The 13644-nt window shown below is 59.1% G+C and carries 13 protein-coding genes and 1 pseudogene; 6 read left to right on the top strand and 8 right to left on the bottom strand.

Annotated elements, in window-relative coordinates; translation table 11 throughout:
• Positions 1 to 217, bottom strand: a 217-nt coding sequence (locus DYI20_RS03945; RefSeq protein WP_183145589.1) for a leucine zipper domain-containing protein, incomplete at its 3' end; no start/stop codon positions are given.
• 443 nt (positions 218 to 660) lie between these two features.
• Here DYI20_RS03945 and DYI20_RS03940 point away from each other — a divergent pair.
• Positions 661 to 1263, top strand: coding sequence for a DNA polymerase family A protein (locus DYI20_RS03940; protein WP_233242780.1), 603 nt, complete (start codon positions 661 to 663; stop codon positions 1261 to 1263).
• A 284-nt stretch (positions 1264 to 1547) separates the two neighbouring features.
• Here the strand turns inward: DYI20_RS03940 and DYI20_RS03935 are convergent, their stop codons facing one another.
• The 4 genes from DYI20_RS03935 to DYI20_RS03920 are packed head-to-tail and all read right to left on the bottom strand — an operon-like array spanning position 1548 to position 4696.
• Entirely contained in the window at positions 1548 to 2255 is a 708-nt protein-coding gene (locus DYI20_RS03935) for a hypothetical protein (RefSeq protein ID WP_110100490.1), read from the bottom strand.
• Complete coding sequence (locus DYI20_RS03930; RefSeq protein ID WP_110100489.1) at positions 2252 to 2986, bottom strand: ABC transporter ATP-binding protein; 735 nt, start codon at positions 2984 to 2986, stop codon at positions 2252 to 2254. Before DYI20_RS03930 ends, DYI20_RS03935 begins: the two co-directional genes overlap by 4 nt.
• Positions 2987 to 2988: 2 nt before the next feature.
• Entirely contained in the window at positions 2989 to 3768 is a 780-nt protein-coding gene (locus tag DYI20_RS03925) for an ABC transporter permease (RefSeq protein ID WP_110100488.1), read from the bottom strand.
• Positions 3758 to 4696, bottom strand: coding sequence for an ABC transporter ATP-binding protein (locus DYI20_RS03920; RefSeq protein WP_110100487.1), 939 nt, complete (start codon positions 4694 to 4696; stop codon positions 3758 to 3760). Before DYI20_RS03920 ends, DYI20_RS03925 begins: the two co-directional genes overlap by 11 nt.
• A 99-nt stretch (positions 4697 to 4795) precedes the next feature.
• Here DYI20_RS03920 and DYI20_RS03915 point away from each other — a divergent pair, with 99 nt between their 5' ends.
• The gene (locus tag DYI20_RS03915) at positions 4796 to 5458 is read left to right on the top strand and encodes a TetR/AcrR family transcriptional regulator (RefSeq protein WP_158278409.1); all 663 of its coding nucleotides are present in this window, start codon (positions 4796 to 4798) and stop codon (positions 5456 to 5458) included.
• On the opposite strand, the gene DYI20_RS03910 is transcribed toward DYI20_RS03915, so the two are convergent.
• Positions 5405 to 6322, bottom strand: a complete 918-nt coding sequence (locus tag DYI20_RS03910) for a hypothetical protein (RefSeq protein WP_110100485.1) — start codon at positions 6320 to 6322, stop codon at positions 5405 to 5407. The two genes, DYI20_RS03915 and DYI20_RS03910, sit on opposite strands and share 54 nt — an antisense overlap.
• 165 nt (positions 6323 to 6487) lie before the next feature.
• On the opposite strand from DYI20_RS03910, the gene DYI20_RS12765 reads away from it, so the two are divergent.
• From DYI20_RS12765 to DYI20_RS03900, 3 genes and pseudogenes are all read left to right on the top strand, one after another.
• Entirely contained in the window at positions 6488 to 6610 is a 123-nt protein-coding gene (locus DYI20_RS12765; RefSeq protein ID WP_255410742.1) for a hypothetical protein, read from the top strand.
• Positions 6611 to 6757: 147 nt separating this feature from the next.
• The gene (locus tag DYI20_RS03905; RefSeq protein WP_110110310.1) at positions 6758 to 7126 is read left to right on the top strand and encodes a DUF7698 family protein; all 369 of its coding nucleotides are present in this window, start codon (positions 6758 to 6760) and stop codon (positions 7124 to 7126) included.
• A 231-nt stretch (positions 7127 to 7357) separates the two neighbouring features.
• Positions 7358 to 8525: pseudogene (locus tag DYI20_RS03900) on the top strand (IS110 family RNA-guided transposase).
• 58 nt (positions 8526 to 8583) lie between these two features.
• Here the strand turns inward: DYI20_RS03900 and aspS are convergent.
• Positions 8584 to 10389: an aspartate--tRNA ligase gene (aspS, locus tag DYI20_RS03895; protein ID WP_122548892.1), complete on the bottom strand. Its 1806-nt coding sequence runs from the start codon at positions 10387 to 10389 to the stop codon at positions 8584 to 8586.
• 122 nt (positions 10390 to 10511) lie between these two features.
• The gene (gene hisS / locus DYI20_RS03890) at positions 10512 to 11861 is read right to left on the bottom strand and encodes a histidine--tRNA ligase (RefSeq protein WP_110099682.1); all 1350 of its coding nucleotides are present in this window, start codon (positions 11859 to 11861) and stop codon (positions 10512 to 10514) included.
• Positions 11862 to 12041: 180 nt separating this feature from the next.
• Here hisS and DYI20_RS03885 point away from each other — a divergent pair, with 180 nt between their 5' ends.
• Positions 12042 to 13589 (top strand): DUF349 domain-containing protein, encoded by a 1548-nt coding sequence (locus DYI20_RS03885; RefSeq protein WP_233487858.1) that lies wholly within the window; start codon positions 12042 to 12044, stop codon positions 13587 to 13589.
• Positions 13590 to 13644 lie beyond the last annotated feature (55 nt).

Here is a 13644-nt window from a genome sequence, read left to right as displayed (position 1 = left end):
CGGTGCGCTGTGGCAACCTTCGGGGACTATGGTGAGGGCGACTGGAGCGGTCCTGGAATCCGTGGCCGGCCCGGTGGCGGGTCACCCATTTCGAGACCGTGGCCGCAGAGACCTGGAATCGCTCTGCGACTCGGCGCTGGGGCCATCCCTGATCGAAAACCAGGGCTACGATGCGTCGCCTTCCCTCCGGGGCCAGCGGTGATCTACGGTGAACCATAGGAGACCTCCGTATCTGATGGTGAGTTGTGGTAACCCACATCGATATCGGAGGTCTCCGCTTAAGTCACGGACCGTTCACAACGTGTCGAGGAACTACAATTGCCATTGCCCAACACCTTGGGATTCAGATGCCGTATGAACCGTCCTGGGTTTTGTTCCGTCCTGAAATGAGAGGATGGAATAAAACCCAGGACGGTTCACAACTCGCCGCCACCTACCCCGACCGAATCAACCCCTAACCTCTAAACCCAACCCCGTACACAACAAACCTGACAAGCCCATCGAAGCCCGCGTCATCGCCTGGCTCGCCGGAGAATCCACCACAGTCGAAGCGTTCCTGAGGGCAAGGAGCTCTACTGAGAAACCGCCTCCCGCATATTCGGTGTCCCCGTCGACAAACACGGAGCCAACAGTGAGCTGCGCCAAAAAGGAAAGATCGCAGTGCTCGCCTGTGGTTATCAAGGCGGTGTTGGTGCGCTGAAAGCTATGGGAGCCTTGCGCATGGGCCTGGCCGAGTCCGAGCTGCAACCGTTGGTGGATGCGTGGCGGGACGCCAACCCCAACATCGTCCAACTCTGGACTGATGTCAACGCCGCCGCCATCGAGGCAATCAGCACTAGCCAGCCTGTCAAGATTGGTCCGCTGACGTTCGCCGTCGAACACTGGCTGTTCACCCACCTACCCTCAGGGAGGCAACTGGCCTATGCGCGGCCACGGTTGAGTGAGAACCGGTTCGGCGGCACCGCCATCATCTATGACGGCATCACCAAGGGCCGCAAGCGGGGCAAGCTCAAGACCTGTGGCGGGAAACTCATCGAGAACATCGTCCAAGCCATCGCCCGCGACCCGCTCACCCACGCCATGCACCATGTCGAGGCTACAGGGCACGAGATCGTGATGCACATCCACGACAAAATCGTCATCGAAAACCGCAGATACGACCGTTGGAGACATCTGCCACCTCTGCCCACCACCCCAGCTTGGTCCAAGGGATTACCACTGGCCGCAGATGGCTACGAGTGCGCCTTCTATAGGAAAGACTAAGTGACCAACTTCTCATAATCGCCTCAACCTCGGTCACCTCCACACCAATCACGCTGTAACACAATCTCTGATTACGAGGCACTATTCAGAGGGCATGACGCTCCTCTATGACCAAGCACCTACACGCACTCACGTCAACCCGTTCCCCTGTCCGGTATGACGGTCTCGGTGCGGGTCATGTCAGAAGGCAGAGGCTATCGCTACCCCTTGCGCGCGGTCGTCGCCGGTGATGGTGGCCGTGTAATTGAGCGTATTCCACGGCATCCGATTTGACTATCCCTGCGTCAGAGCACCTCATCTTGTTGGATTGCGAGATTCTGAACTGCAAGCAAGCTTAGCGCAAGAGCCATACTTCCTACCGTTGCCGTCCATGGAACCCACGGTGGAGCGTTCAATGACATGGCAACGGCGTTTCCAAATAGAACGATGAGAATCACAGCGGTGACGATGCTCGACACAGTTGACCTACGGCGCACGCCGATGAACCCGGCGATCGTGATAGCACTCAGTGTGAGCAGAGTGATGCAGGCAACCATAGTGAGCGTCGCGGACCAAGTTCGCGCAGTCACATGCGCATCGGACACGGGTATGAACGACTCAAAAGTCAAGAAAACTGCTGTACTGAGCACGAAGCCGACCGCCGCGCTGCCTCCGATGGCGAGAGCATAAGCGGTGTTCTTAGCGAGGAAAAGAGGGCTACGCCCGCCGGGGTATGAGTACAGCTGGATCCGTCGGTTGCCAATGTAATCCGAGACAATGAAACGCTGGTAGACAACCGTCCCGTAAATGACGACGACACAGAAAGCGACGGTGAGTGCAAGCGTAATTACAGCGGCAGGTTCTCGTAGCATCGCGCTGTCGGAGCTGTCGTCGAACCGACCGACGAAAGTAAAGAAGTACAGTCCCATTAGTGTTGAGCAGGCTACTGTTGCTCCGAAGCGCGGAATGACCCGCACGTATCGGGATAGCTCGAGTCGAAGGAAGTGGTTCATCGTCCTGCCTCCGCAATGCTTGATCTGTAGAACTCTTCGAGACTGCCATCGTTCCTGTCCAGGATGCTGGTCAAATCCTGCTTTGCTCCAAGGCGCCCATCTGTGAGTACAGCAACGGTGTGTGCCGTTTGTTCAATCTCGGTGAGTACGTGGCTAGACATGAGCACCGTCACGCCTTCTGCGGCCAGTCTGGTGATCAGGTCACGCAGGTCAGAAATGCCAGTCGGGTCAAGGCCGTTCGCGGGCTCGTCGAGGATTAGCAGGGTGGGCCGATGACTGATCGCTCGAGCTATAGCGAGACGCTGTTTCATGCCGAGTGAGAACGAGGCGACAGGCGATCTGGCGGCCGCAGTGAGGCCGACCAGTGCGAGCAGCTCGTCGATTGGCCGGTGATCGATTAGGCCGAGAAGATCGAAGTGTAGCTGGAGAACTTGCTCGGCGGTGGCACCGTTTCGGAACTCTGGTGCTTCGATGCTCGTACCGATTCGCGCCAGGAGTGCATCGCGCGAGTCGCAATCAAGCATCCGTCCGGTCACGACAATGGCGCCCGAGGAAGGGAAGGCCAGGCCTGCGATCAGTTTGAAGAGAGTGGTTTTCCCAGCCCCGTTCGGTCCGATGATGGCGCAGATCTCACCGGGGTGAAGCGTGATGCTGCACCCGGTGAGGATGTCCCGGCCATCGATCGATTTCATGACACCGGTGAGTTCGAGCGTCGGAGTGGTGTTTGTCATGGTCAGCTCCTTTTCCGGAGGGCCAAATAGGCCACGGTGTAGGCGGCAACAGCCCAACTAACCGCAGCGACGAGGTTCAGCAGTTGGGGGTCACCGGCACGGAAAGTGGCCTCTCGGATGAGATTACCGATTGGCGCGAACGGAAGGAACTGATGCATTGTGACCGCCCATTCCGGAAGGCGCTCGGCTGGGAATGTGATCGGAGTGAACAACAGACCGCCGATCATGATGATCTGCGTTACTAGGGACGTGGCGTTGAGGGGCAGCCAGAACGCGATGGCATACCCGATGCTCACCATCGTGAACTGCGCGCCGAGCACGGCGGCGACGGTGAGCGCATCGACCTGGATGTCAACCCCGAATCGGAAGGCCGCTGCGAGCATGCCGACCGCGATTCCGGGAAGGGCTGCAAGGCTCCAAACCGCAGCATCGGCGAGGAGAATCGCCGAGCGGGGAACCGGGAGTGTCCGTTGGTAGTCGAGGAGGCCTTCCTGCTTCGAAGAGCCTGTGATTTGCGGAGCGAGGACGCATCCGACCGCAATGATGCCGAGGGTCCAGGCACCGGAGGACAGATAGCGGGCAGCTTCGCTATCGATGTCGGGGATGAGTAAGGCCAGGCCGTATATGACCGCGACGGCAAACAGTGCCTGGACCGCAGTGAAAACAGGGAGTAGATATTTATGGCGGAGCAAGCTCCAACGCACGAGACCGGTCCAGCTACGGAACCACCCGAGTTTGCGAGGCAACCTAACGGTCTGAGTAGACGCGTTATTAACGGACATTAGTGATCCCTTCATACAGCGATTCCAGGGATGCCGGTGCGAGCACGTAACTGTCTACGTTTCCGGCCTCAACCTGTTCGAGGACCCAAGCCACGGCGCCGGGAATATGCTTGGGTTCGAGGTCGAGTCGAAGTTGCCCGTCGTCGATTGGATGAACCCGCGAGGCTGATGGGGTCTTTGTGAGGTCGGCGCGGGATCGGACGGAAACGCTGAGGCTGGTTGTTTGCGCCTGCTGCGATAGCTGCCTCGGGGTGCTGTCAATCAGCACCTGGCCGTTCTGAAGCAGTACGTAGCGGTCGGCGGTCCGTTGCACTTCGAGCAGATTATGAGTGACGACGATGATAATGTGTCCCGCGTTAGCGAGTTGGCGCAGGTTCCGCCAGATCAGGGGACGTCGCGTCGGGTCGACATCGTTGGTTGGCTCGTCGATGAGCAGGACAGGTGGAGGCGCGATCACGGCCATCGCGTATGAGGTCAGGCGGCGCAGTCCGCCAGACAATTTTTCACCTCCGACATTCTGCCACGGTGTGATGTCGAGCTCGTTTATGAGAGCGCTGGCCTCGCAGCGTGCATCTCTCGCCGAAAGGCCCCGCAGTCTGCCGATGGATGTGATCGCCTGGCGGGGTGTGACTCCAGTTAGAGGAGCGTGCATCTGCGGCATCATCGAGGCGATGCGCCGAGCCAGATCCGGGTTTTTCGCGAGCGATTCTGTGCCGTAGCGGATATCGCCGGAGGTAGGCTTGGCCGTGCCGACGATTTGGTTGAGAAGGGTAGTCTTGCCTGCCCCGTTGTGTCCGATGAGCGCGATCAGCTCTCCGGGGTGGAACGTGAGACTGATGGCGTCATTCGCCGCGACAGCTCCTCGCTGGAACGTCTTGGTGATCGCCTCCAGCAGGAGTGGTTGGCTGGGAGGGGTCGAGCTTAACATATTTCACATACTATTGGTATCTGCAATGTGAATCAATGGTGACGCGACCTCCGGGGTGTGCCGGGGGTGCTGTCTAATAGAATGGAGTTTATGGTTCGGATGACACGCGTTCAGCAACGGCAACGCAACAGAGTGCTATTGCTTGAGGCGGGTGAGCGTATCTTCGCTGCGCGTGGCGTGGAGGGTGCTTCTCTTGATGATGTGGCCTTAGAAGCCGGTCTAACTAAGGGGGCGGTCTATTCAAACTTCCGTAACAAGGGTGATTTGATCCTGGAGGTAATCCGGTATCGTCAGACACTCTCGCAGGAAGCTCAGGACTTCCACGCGATCCTTGATCGCGCTACTGACGACCGCGAGCGCCTAGAGGCTTGGTGCGATGCTTGGATACTGACAGCCAGGAGCGGTGATCGCTCCAGCTATGTCCGCCTACTGTTTGACTTCATTCCCTACGCCCTGCGGGACGAGCAGTTGACCGCACGGTTTCTGGAGTTCATCTCGCCTGCCGACGATATCTCAATTGCGGAGTCGCCGATCCCATCCGATAGCACCTTCGCTCGCATCCCGGTTGGAGATCAGTTCCGCATCCTGACGGCGCTCGATCTAGGATTATCCGCTCTGGGGCTGTTCGATCCGGACAACGTCAAGCCCGAGCTGTACAAGACGGCTGTGCTCTCGCTCGCCCACACGCTCTACGACGCAAGTACGGAGTCAGAGTACTCCCAACAGCCGCAGAATGGCGGGCACGAGCCAGATCGCCAGTAGGGCGAGCTCAGCCAATGCGCCAACTGCCACCAACGCAAGCCATAGCCAAGGCGTTATGGGTGCAGATGTCCAGAGCCGGGCCGTGAGTAACTTCCTAGTGACGGTGTCGATCGTGGGGGCATCGAGCAACATCTTTGCCATGTGACGACCATCGCAATTTCGATGGAATCTGAACTGCCACACGAGGCGCACGACCATCACTGCAACGGCGACGGTCGCGATCCACGAGCCTGTCAGGGCACGCCAGGCAAGCGCCGTCGTTAGGAATGCGAAGTCGACTACCACGCCTGCAGCAACCGCTGATAGACGTGGTGACAATGGCCACGCCCAGACGTGCGTGAGATTGGTGGTGGCGGCCGCCTGAAGTACGCGCATTCGCACGGTACCTCCTGGGCGCACGAACCTGCGCCCGAAGCCGATGTGCGCAAGCTCATGCGGCACGGCCGTGGTGATCGCTACGGCGAGCGCCACGGCAATCACGAGCAGCGGATGCGAGCCTGCGGAGATGACGTCCGCGCCGGTGGGAATGCCGCCTTGGAGCAGGAGCACGATTGCGGAGGGGCAGAGCGCTACTCCGGCCACCCACAGCGTCGCACGCGCGACCTTCCACCTCCCACTAACGGGCGCGGCAGGAGGTTGCCGGACCTCCTCAGAGAAGTCGCACATGAATCCCGCATCTGACAACGTGGCGGCTAGCGGGGCGATGATGGAGGCATGATCGTCCTGTGCTCGGAGTGCGTGTGCGACGGGCTCGCTGACTACAAGCGGTTCCGAGCCGTCGGCGACGACCACCCACATGCCGTCGCGGAGCTTCCGCCCCCGGACTGGCTTCAGACGTATGGCCTGCTCTGTCGGTTCGGCCATTGTCAGATCTGCTGGAGATAGTGGCCGAAGACTTCCCAGGTGGCGGGATCGCCAGTGCCACACGTTGGGCAGTCGTCTGGAAGGCGTGGCCACGATGGATGTGCGAAAGCCGAGCCATCCTCAAAGTTCACTTCCACCTGCAGAAGGGAATGATTATTACACGATGTGATGTTTCCTGCTTTCCTCGGTTTCATTGGGCCTGAGGACAAAGCGCTGTGGCGCACCCTGCTGGCGAACCTGACCGGGGATGCGGCCTGGCGCACCCCACCGGTGAAAGCCTGCGCATAAAACCAGCACCCAGAAAACCTGGCGGCACAAGTGCTGTATATCTCGGAAAAACAGTGCCTGACGAGAGATTTTATGGCTAGATATGTGCGCGCACCTATGGCTGTATAGACATGACCGAATACACGCCAAGAACAAAGGATGGATACGATGCGCACAATCGGAGCACTTGATGAGCAAATCGAGACTCGCCAGGAGAAGAATCTGATGGCGATTGTCTCGGGCTATAAGGACACCCTGGAAGCAGGCAACGAACTAGTCGATCTCACCCGCGAGGTCTTCGACCATGAAGTCCCCACCCTACTAGACGAGTTACGCGAGTTGGAGATCACCGAGTTCACGATCTCCGCCCCGCAGACCAACACCACGACCATCATCTGGCAGCTCGTGGAACGCCGGGCCAGGCTCAACGGCCTGATACAGGTGAAATCCCGCTCGAAGAACTGGACCACCGGGCAGCAGGACCTTCTGCCAGCCTGGCACCTCAGCGTCAACCAACGACGCCTCGTTACTTTTTAGGTGTCGCTGTTTTCCGGCAGGATGTGCGGTGTAGGTTACCGGGTGGTTCCGGCATGATGTTTGCCCCCAGTCATTGATGATCCAGGGGTGTTGTCACCGGAACCGGTCTGGTTCGTTCGGATCGCTACTACAAGCACGCTGTGATCATGGTGGCACTGTGTAACGTGGATGTGAACGCAGGAACCATCGGTGACCTGGTCGTGTACTGGACTGAACCACAGAAACTGGCCGATAAAACTCCACCTGTTTCGTGGCATCGACATCGGCCAGACCGACCATCATGCCACCACTGTCACACCCGATGGCACGGTGGTACATGACAAATCACTGCCACCATCTGAACCGAGGATTCAGGAACTGCTGAAAGATCTTGTGGCCCAACACGCTAAGCCGTGGGTGGTCGTGGATCAGCCCAAGACTATCGGCACATTGGTGATTGCCGTTGCGCAACAGCGTGGGATTCAGATGCCGTATGTGCCTGGATTAACCATGCGCCGGGTAGCCGATTTGCATCCGGGCCAGGCCAGAACGGATGCTCGAGACGCCGACATTATCGCTGAAACAGCAGGCACCATGCCCCATACGCTACGCGGTATGGCTGTAGCTGAACAGCACCTTGCCGAACTGCCGCACAACTGACCCAGGTGCGCAATCGCTTGCCAGACCTGCTGACCCAGATCCATCCCTCGCTGGAGACAGTACTAGGACCTCGACTCGCTCATCCAGCGGTGGTGGATCTGCTGGGCCGGTATCCCACCCCAGCAGCCCTCCAACGGGCTGGGCGTGGTCATGTCAGAACCAGGCTGAACAAACTCGCGCCCCGTATCCCGATTCGACTCAGCGACGAGATCTTGGCAGCACTCACCGAACAAACCACCGTCGTGAAAGGAACCAGAGTCGCTGAACATATTATCGGGCGCTTGGCTACCCAACTTCAGCAGCTCACCCAACAACGACTCGACATCGAAACTGAGATCCTGTCAGTAGTTGATGCGTAGCGACTTACCGACTTCCTGACATCCATGCCCGGCGTAGGGATCAGGACACCAGCACGCATCCTCACCGAAGTGGTGGGCAAAGACTTTAAATCCGCAGCAGACCTGGCCGCGTATGCTGGCATCGCACCCGTCACTGGCCAATCGGGGACTTCGACCCGCGGCCAAGCGCCCTGCAGACGTGGCCACAAAGTCCTCAAACGGGCGCTGTTTTTGTTTGCTTTTGCCTCGATCAAAGACGACCCCGCTTCGCGCGCCTACTATGATAAAAACGCGCCGAAACCAAACGTCACAACCAAACCCTCATCGCCCTAGCCCGTCGAAGAACTGACATCCTATTCGCCATACTCAGAAACGGCACCTTCTACGAATCGCGACCAGCCCAACTAACACCAGCGGCTTGACGAAAACGATAGAAGCACCCCCCAGATCCCGTTCCAGCACTCTGCACAGGTGGTCAGATTATTCTGACTTCTCGGATGTCGTGGGCTCCGGTTTGGCATCCACGCCAGCTTCCTTGCGCTGCTGAGCGGTGATCGGCGCCGGAGCCTGGGTGAGCGGGTCGAAACCGTTACCGGTCTTCGGGAAGGCGATCACCTCACGGATTGAGTCGGTTCCGGCCAGCAGGGCCACGATCCGGTCCCACCCGAAGGCAATTCCGCCGTGCGGGGGTGCCCCGTATTGGAAAGCATCCAGCAAGAACCCGAACTTCTCCCGGGCTTCTTCATCGGTAATGCCCATGACGTTAAAGGCACGTTGCTGAACCTCGGGATTGTGGATACGAATCGAGCCACCACCAATTTCATTGCCATTGCAGACAATGTCGTAGGCATAGGCCAATGCCGAGCCCGGGTCGGTGTCGAAAGTGTCCAAAAACTCCGGTTTGGGCGAGGTGAAGGCATGGTGGACCGCTGTCCAGGCGCCGGACCCAACGGCCACATCTCCGGCGGCCACCGCTTCGTCAGCGGGTTCGAACATCGGAGCATCCACAACCCAGACGAATGCCCAGTCTTGGTCGGTTGCGGCGATTTCGGAGGGGTGCTTAATCAAACCGGTGCGGTGACCGATTTCCACCCGAGCTGCCCCCAGTAGCGCACGGGACTCGGTGGGCTTGCCGGCTGCGAAGAAGATGCAGTCCCCGGGCTGGGCGCCGGTGGCATCAGCCAGCCCGGCCTTTTCGTCTTCGGAAATATTCTTCGCGACCGGGCCGGTTAGCTCACCGTCATCCTGAATCAGCACGTAGGCCAACCCCTTGGCACCGCGTTGCTTGGCCCATTCTTGCCAGGCGTCCAGGGTGCGACGCGGCTGGGAAGCGCCACCGGGCATCACCACAGCGCCGACGTAGTCGTTCTGGAACACCCGGAAAGGGGTGTTAGCGAAGTACTCGGTCAGCTCGGTCAGTTCCAAGCCAAAGCGCAAATCCGGCTTGTCCGTCCCGTATGAGGCCATGGCCTCCGCGTAGGTCATCCGCGGAAATGGGGCCGACAGTTCCACCCCGATCAGCGACCATAGCTGGGCAATGATTTTTTCGGCTAACTCGATCACGTCGTCTTCTTCTACGAACGATGCCTCAATATCCAGCTGGGTGAACTCTGGCTGACGGTCGGCGCGGAAGTCCTCGTCGCGGTAGCAACGGGCGATCTGGTAGTAGCGTTCAATACCGCCCACTTGCAAAAGCTGCTTGAACAGTTGCGGGGACTGCGGTAGCGCATACCACGAGCCCGGTGCTAGCCGGGCCGGAACCAAGAAGTCGCGAGCGCCTTCTGGAGTGGAGCGGGTCAGGGTTGGGGTTTCGACCTCATGGAATCCTTCCTCGGCCAGCAACGTGCGTGCCACCCGGTTGACCTCCGAGCGTAGGCGGATAATCCGGGCCGGCTCCGGGCGACGCAGATCCAGGTACCGGTAGCGCAGGCGGGCTTCTTCCCCGACTTCGACGTGCTCATCGATCTGGAAGGGCAACGGGGCGGCGGCATTGAGTACAGTGACCTCCGAGGCAAACAGCTCGACGTCCCCGGAAGTGATGTTCGGATTCTCGTTGCCTTCGGGGCGACGTCGGACCTCGGCGGTAACCTGCAGGACGTATTCGTTGCGCAGGTGATCGAAATCTGCCTCATCGTGGATGACGATCTGGCCCAGCCCCGAGACATCACGCAGATCGACGAAGGCTACCCCTCCGTGATGGCGCCGGCGGGCCACCCAGCCTGCCACGGTGACGGTTTCTCCGATGTTCTCGGCGGTGAGCTCGCCAAGCTGATGAGTGCGCAACACAGTGCAACGACCCCTTAAACGTGTTGTGGTTTGTCTATCTGATGCTCGTGGACACGATCAGCTTTGTATTCTACCGGCTCTGTCTCGTGCCTGGAGCCTGTGGCCTGGAGGCGCGCTGGCCCCTAACGTGTGGCTCGTACCTGAGGGTCCAGGTCGTCGGCCGGTGGCATCCAGGTGGTGGGATCAGCTGGGACTTGTTCCCCGGAGCGAAGATCTTTCACCTCGTGGGAGACGCTGCCATCCTCAGCGACCGAGGAGAACCACACGAAGGGGATGCCCCGCTTATCGGCGTATTTGATCTGCTTACCGAATTTCTCGGCCGAGACCGCGACCTCGGTGCTAATGCCACGCTCACGCAACTGTTGAGCGGTATCCAGTGCGGTGTCCCAGTCCTGATCGTGGGTCAGCGCCACCAGCACACAGCTGGGTACCGAGCGCGAGGCTTCGGCCATGGTCTGCGACAGGATACGCATCACCAGGCGAGTCACGCCGATGGATAGCCCCACACCGGGGAAACTGCGCTTGCCTTTGGTGGCCAGCGAGTCGTAGCGACCACCAGAGCAAATTGACCCGAGTTGTTCGTGACCGACCAGCACGGTTTCATACACCGTACCGGTGTAGTAGTCCAAACCACGGGCAATGGATAAGTCCGCCACGGCGGTGCCCGGAACCCGGCGGTGGAGCTGATCGATGACCTCGGCCAGCTCGGTCAGACCTTCCTCCAGCAGTTCGTGTTCCACGCCGAGAGCACGAACTTGATCAACGAATCCGGTGTCTTCGGTGCGAATCTGGGCCAAGGCCAGGGCTTGTTCGGCCTGTTGAGCGGTGGCCCCAACTTCATCCTGCAGCGCTTCGGCAACCTTCTCAGCACCGATTTTTTCTAGCTTGTCAATATTGCGCAACACGCCCTCAGTGTCGTCCAACCCAATCCCACGGTAAAAGCCTTCGGCGAGTTTGCGATTATTAATCCGAATGGTGAACTCGCCAATGGGAAGTTTACTGAGAGCTTCGGCCATCACGAGGGCGACGTCGATGTCGTAGCGGAAACCCAGCTGACCGTCGCCGACCACATCGATATCGGCCTGGGTGAATTCACGGGCACGACCTTCTTGGGGGCGTTCACCCCGCCAGACTTTCTGAATTTGGTAGCGGCGGAACGGGAAGTGCAAATATCCGGCGTTTTCGGTGACGTACCGGGCGAAGGGAACGGTGAGGTCGAAATGTAAGGCCAGGCGGTTGGGGTCGTCGCTGGCTTGGTCTTCATCACCTTGCAAGCGTGATACCGCGTAGACCTCTTTGTCGATCTCTCCCTTACGTAACAGGGTACCGAGAGTTTCCACAGCACGAGTTTCAATATTGGTGAACCCATGGAGCCGGAAGACCTCGGTCAATGTCTGTAACACATGCAATTCCACCATGCGTTCAGCTGGTAACCATTCGTTGAAGCCAGAGAGGGAGCTCTTCCGTGCCATAGTGTGTTGCGTTCTCCAGGGGTCGATTGCGGTGATGCCGCTGGGATGTCATTTCGGCATCGATTCACTGAATACCATGCCATTCTATGCCTATCGGGGTAGGCTATTTGTGACCATGTGTGCCGATTCTCCATTTTATGGAGGCAGGCACACCCGGCCAATACCAGGAGAGTTTTAGCGGTGACTAACGGTCAAGAATCCGACAACCCACAACCCGTCCCGTCCGATGCCGAACAGACCAGCCCGGCGACAGAAAGCCAGACTGTGGACCAACAGTCCGCCGATGGTACTGAGGTCCAGGAAGCCGCTGAGGCCCAGGAACAGGACGTGTTGGCATCCACGGTAGCTACCGAATCGGCTCCCGAGCCGACGCCGGCCCCCAAACCCAGCGCTCTGGCTCCCAAACCGGGGACTCCGCTGACAGTACCGGCCACGGCGACGCCGAAGACTCCGGTTGCTCCGGCCGTGCCGGACTTCCACACGGATCTGGCACAGGCGCGCCCGTTCGCTGATGTCGCCGAGGACGGCACCGTGTTCTTGATCGATGGTGACGACCGGCTCGAAGTAGGTCAGGTCACCGATGCCACTGAAGACCAAGCGCTGGCCTACTTCGTGCGCAAATACGATGACGTGATGGCACAGTTGCTCCTGCTGGAGCAACGCTTGTCCACCGATACCGCCACCAACGAGCTGACGAAGACGCTGAAGCCTCTAGCCGATGCCGTGGAGGCTCGTGGCATGGTCGGTGATATGTCAGCGTTGCGGGAGAAGGTTGCACAGCTTTCCACCGCCCTCGAGAATCGGCGCGAGCGGGAAAAGCAGGCCCGGGCCGAGGCCTTGGAAGAACAGCGCCAGCAGCGTGAAGCAGTGGTCAACGAAGCCGAGGAACTGGCTGCACAAGATCCCCAACAGATTCACTGGAAGAAGACCTCCAACCGGATGAAGGAGCTCTTTGAGAGCTGGCGGGAACTCCAGAAATCCGGCCCGCGGTTATCCAAAGACGTCGAAGATGCACTGTGGAAGCGGTTCCGTTCGGCTCGGAATCGGTTCGATAAGGCGCGCCGGGCCTTTTTCTCGGAACTGGATAGCAAGAATGCTGAGGCCAAGAAGGTCAAGGAGAAGCTGATCAGTGAGGCTGAAGAGCTACAGCATTCCACGGATTGGGCTCGCACCACGCAGAAGTACCGTGATCTGATGACGGCGTGGAAGAAAGCTCCGCGGGCGGCGCGCAAGGAAGACGATGCGCTGTGGGCTCGTTTCCGCGCCGCTCAGGACGTGTTCTTCGGTGCTCGTCAGGCCGCTCACGACGAGATCGATCGCGAATTCCAGCAGAATCTTCAGGTCAAGGAACAAATCCTGGAGGAAGGTCGCAGCCTTCTGCCCTTTACCGATGTCGAGAAAGCCCGGGCTACCATGAATGATCTACGCACTCGGTGGGATGAGGCCGGAAAGGTTCCGCGCAAGGATATCTCGCGCATGGATGCTGGCTTCCGCGAACTTGAAGACGCGTTGCAACAGATCGAGGATGACCACTGGTCACGAACCAACCCGGAAACTAAGGCACGCACCAATTCTGCCCTGGCCCAGCTCGAAGAAACCATCGCTCAACTGGAGACAGAATTGGCACAAGCCCAAGAAGCCGGCGATGAACGCAAGATTGCTGAGAAGCAAGAAGCACTGGACGCCCGCCGGGCTTGGTTGCAAGCGGTCCAAGCCTCGGCCGAGTAACTGCACGATCGATCGTCTCGACGAGGTCGTTAATGAAGACCTCGGGGCTAGCTGT

Origin of the sequence: Auritidibacter ignavus (genome assembly GCF_003703835.1) — a bacterium.
In the GTDB taxonomy this organism is placed as follows: Bacteria; Actinomycetota; Actinomycetes; order Actinomycetales; family Micrococcaceae; genus Auritidibacter; species Auritidibacter ignavus.
Note: the sequence above shows the minus strand (reverse complement) of the source record. Positions and strands in the feature narration are given on the sequence as shown.

Bases quoted from the DNA above. Each gene is read 5' to 3' on its own strand.
- DYI20_RS03935 (WP_110100490.1), bottom strand. From the start codon at position 2,255: ATGAACCACTTCCTTCGACTCGAGCTATCCCGATACGTGCGGGTCATT.
- DYI20_RS03905 (WP_110110310.1), top strand. From the start codon at position 6,758: ATGCGCACAATCGGAGCACTTGATGAGCAAATCGAGACTCGCCAGGAG.
- DYI20_RS03910 (WP_110100485.1), bottom strand. From the start codon at position 6,322: ATGGCCGAACCGACAGAGCAGGCCATACGTCTGAAGCCAGTCCGGGGG.
- DYI20_RS03915 (WP_158278409.1), top strand. From the start codon at position 4,796: ATGACACGCGTTCAGCAACGGCAACGCAACAGAGTGCTATTGCTTGAG.
- DYI20_RS03925 (WP_110100488.1), bottom strand. From the start codon at position 3,768: ATGTCCGTTAATAACGCGTCTACTCAGACCGTTAGGTTGCCTCGCAAA.
- hisS (WP_110099682.1), bottom strand. From the start codon at position 11,861: ATGGCACGGAAGAGCTCCCTCTCTGGCTTCAACGAATGGTTACCAGCT.
- DYI20_RS03920 (WP_110100487.1), bottom strand. From the start codon at position 4,696: ATGTTAAGCTCGACCCCTCCCAGCCAACCACTCCTGCTGGAGGCGATC.
- DYI20_RS03930 (WP_110100489.1), bottom strand. From the start codon at position 2,986: ATGACAAACACCACTCCGACGCTCGAACTCACCGGTGTCATGAAATCG.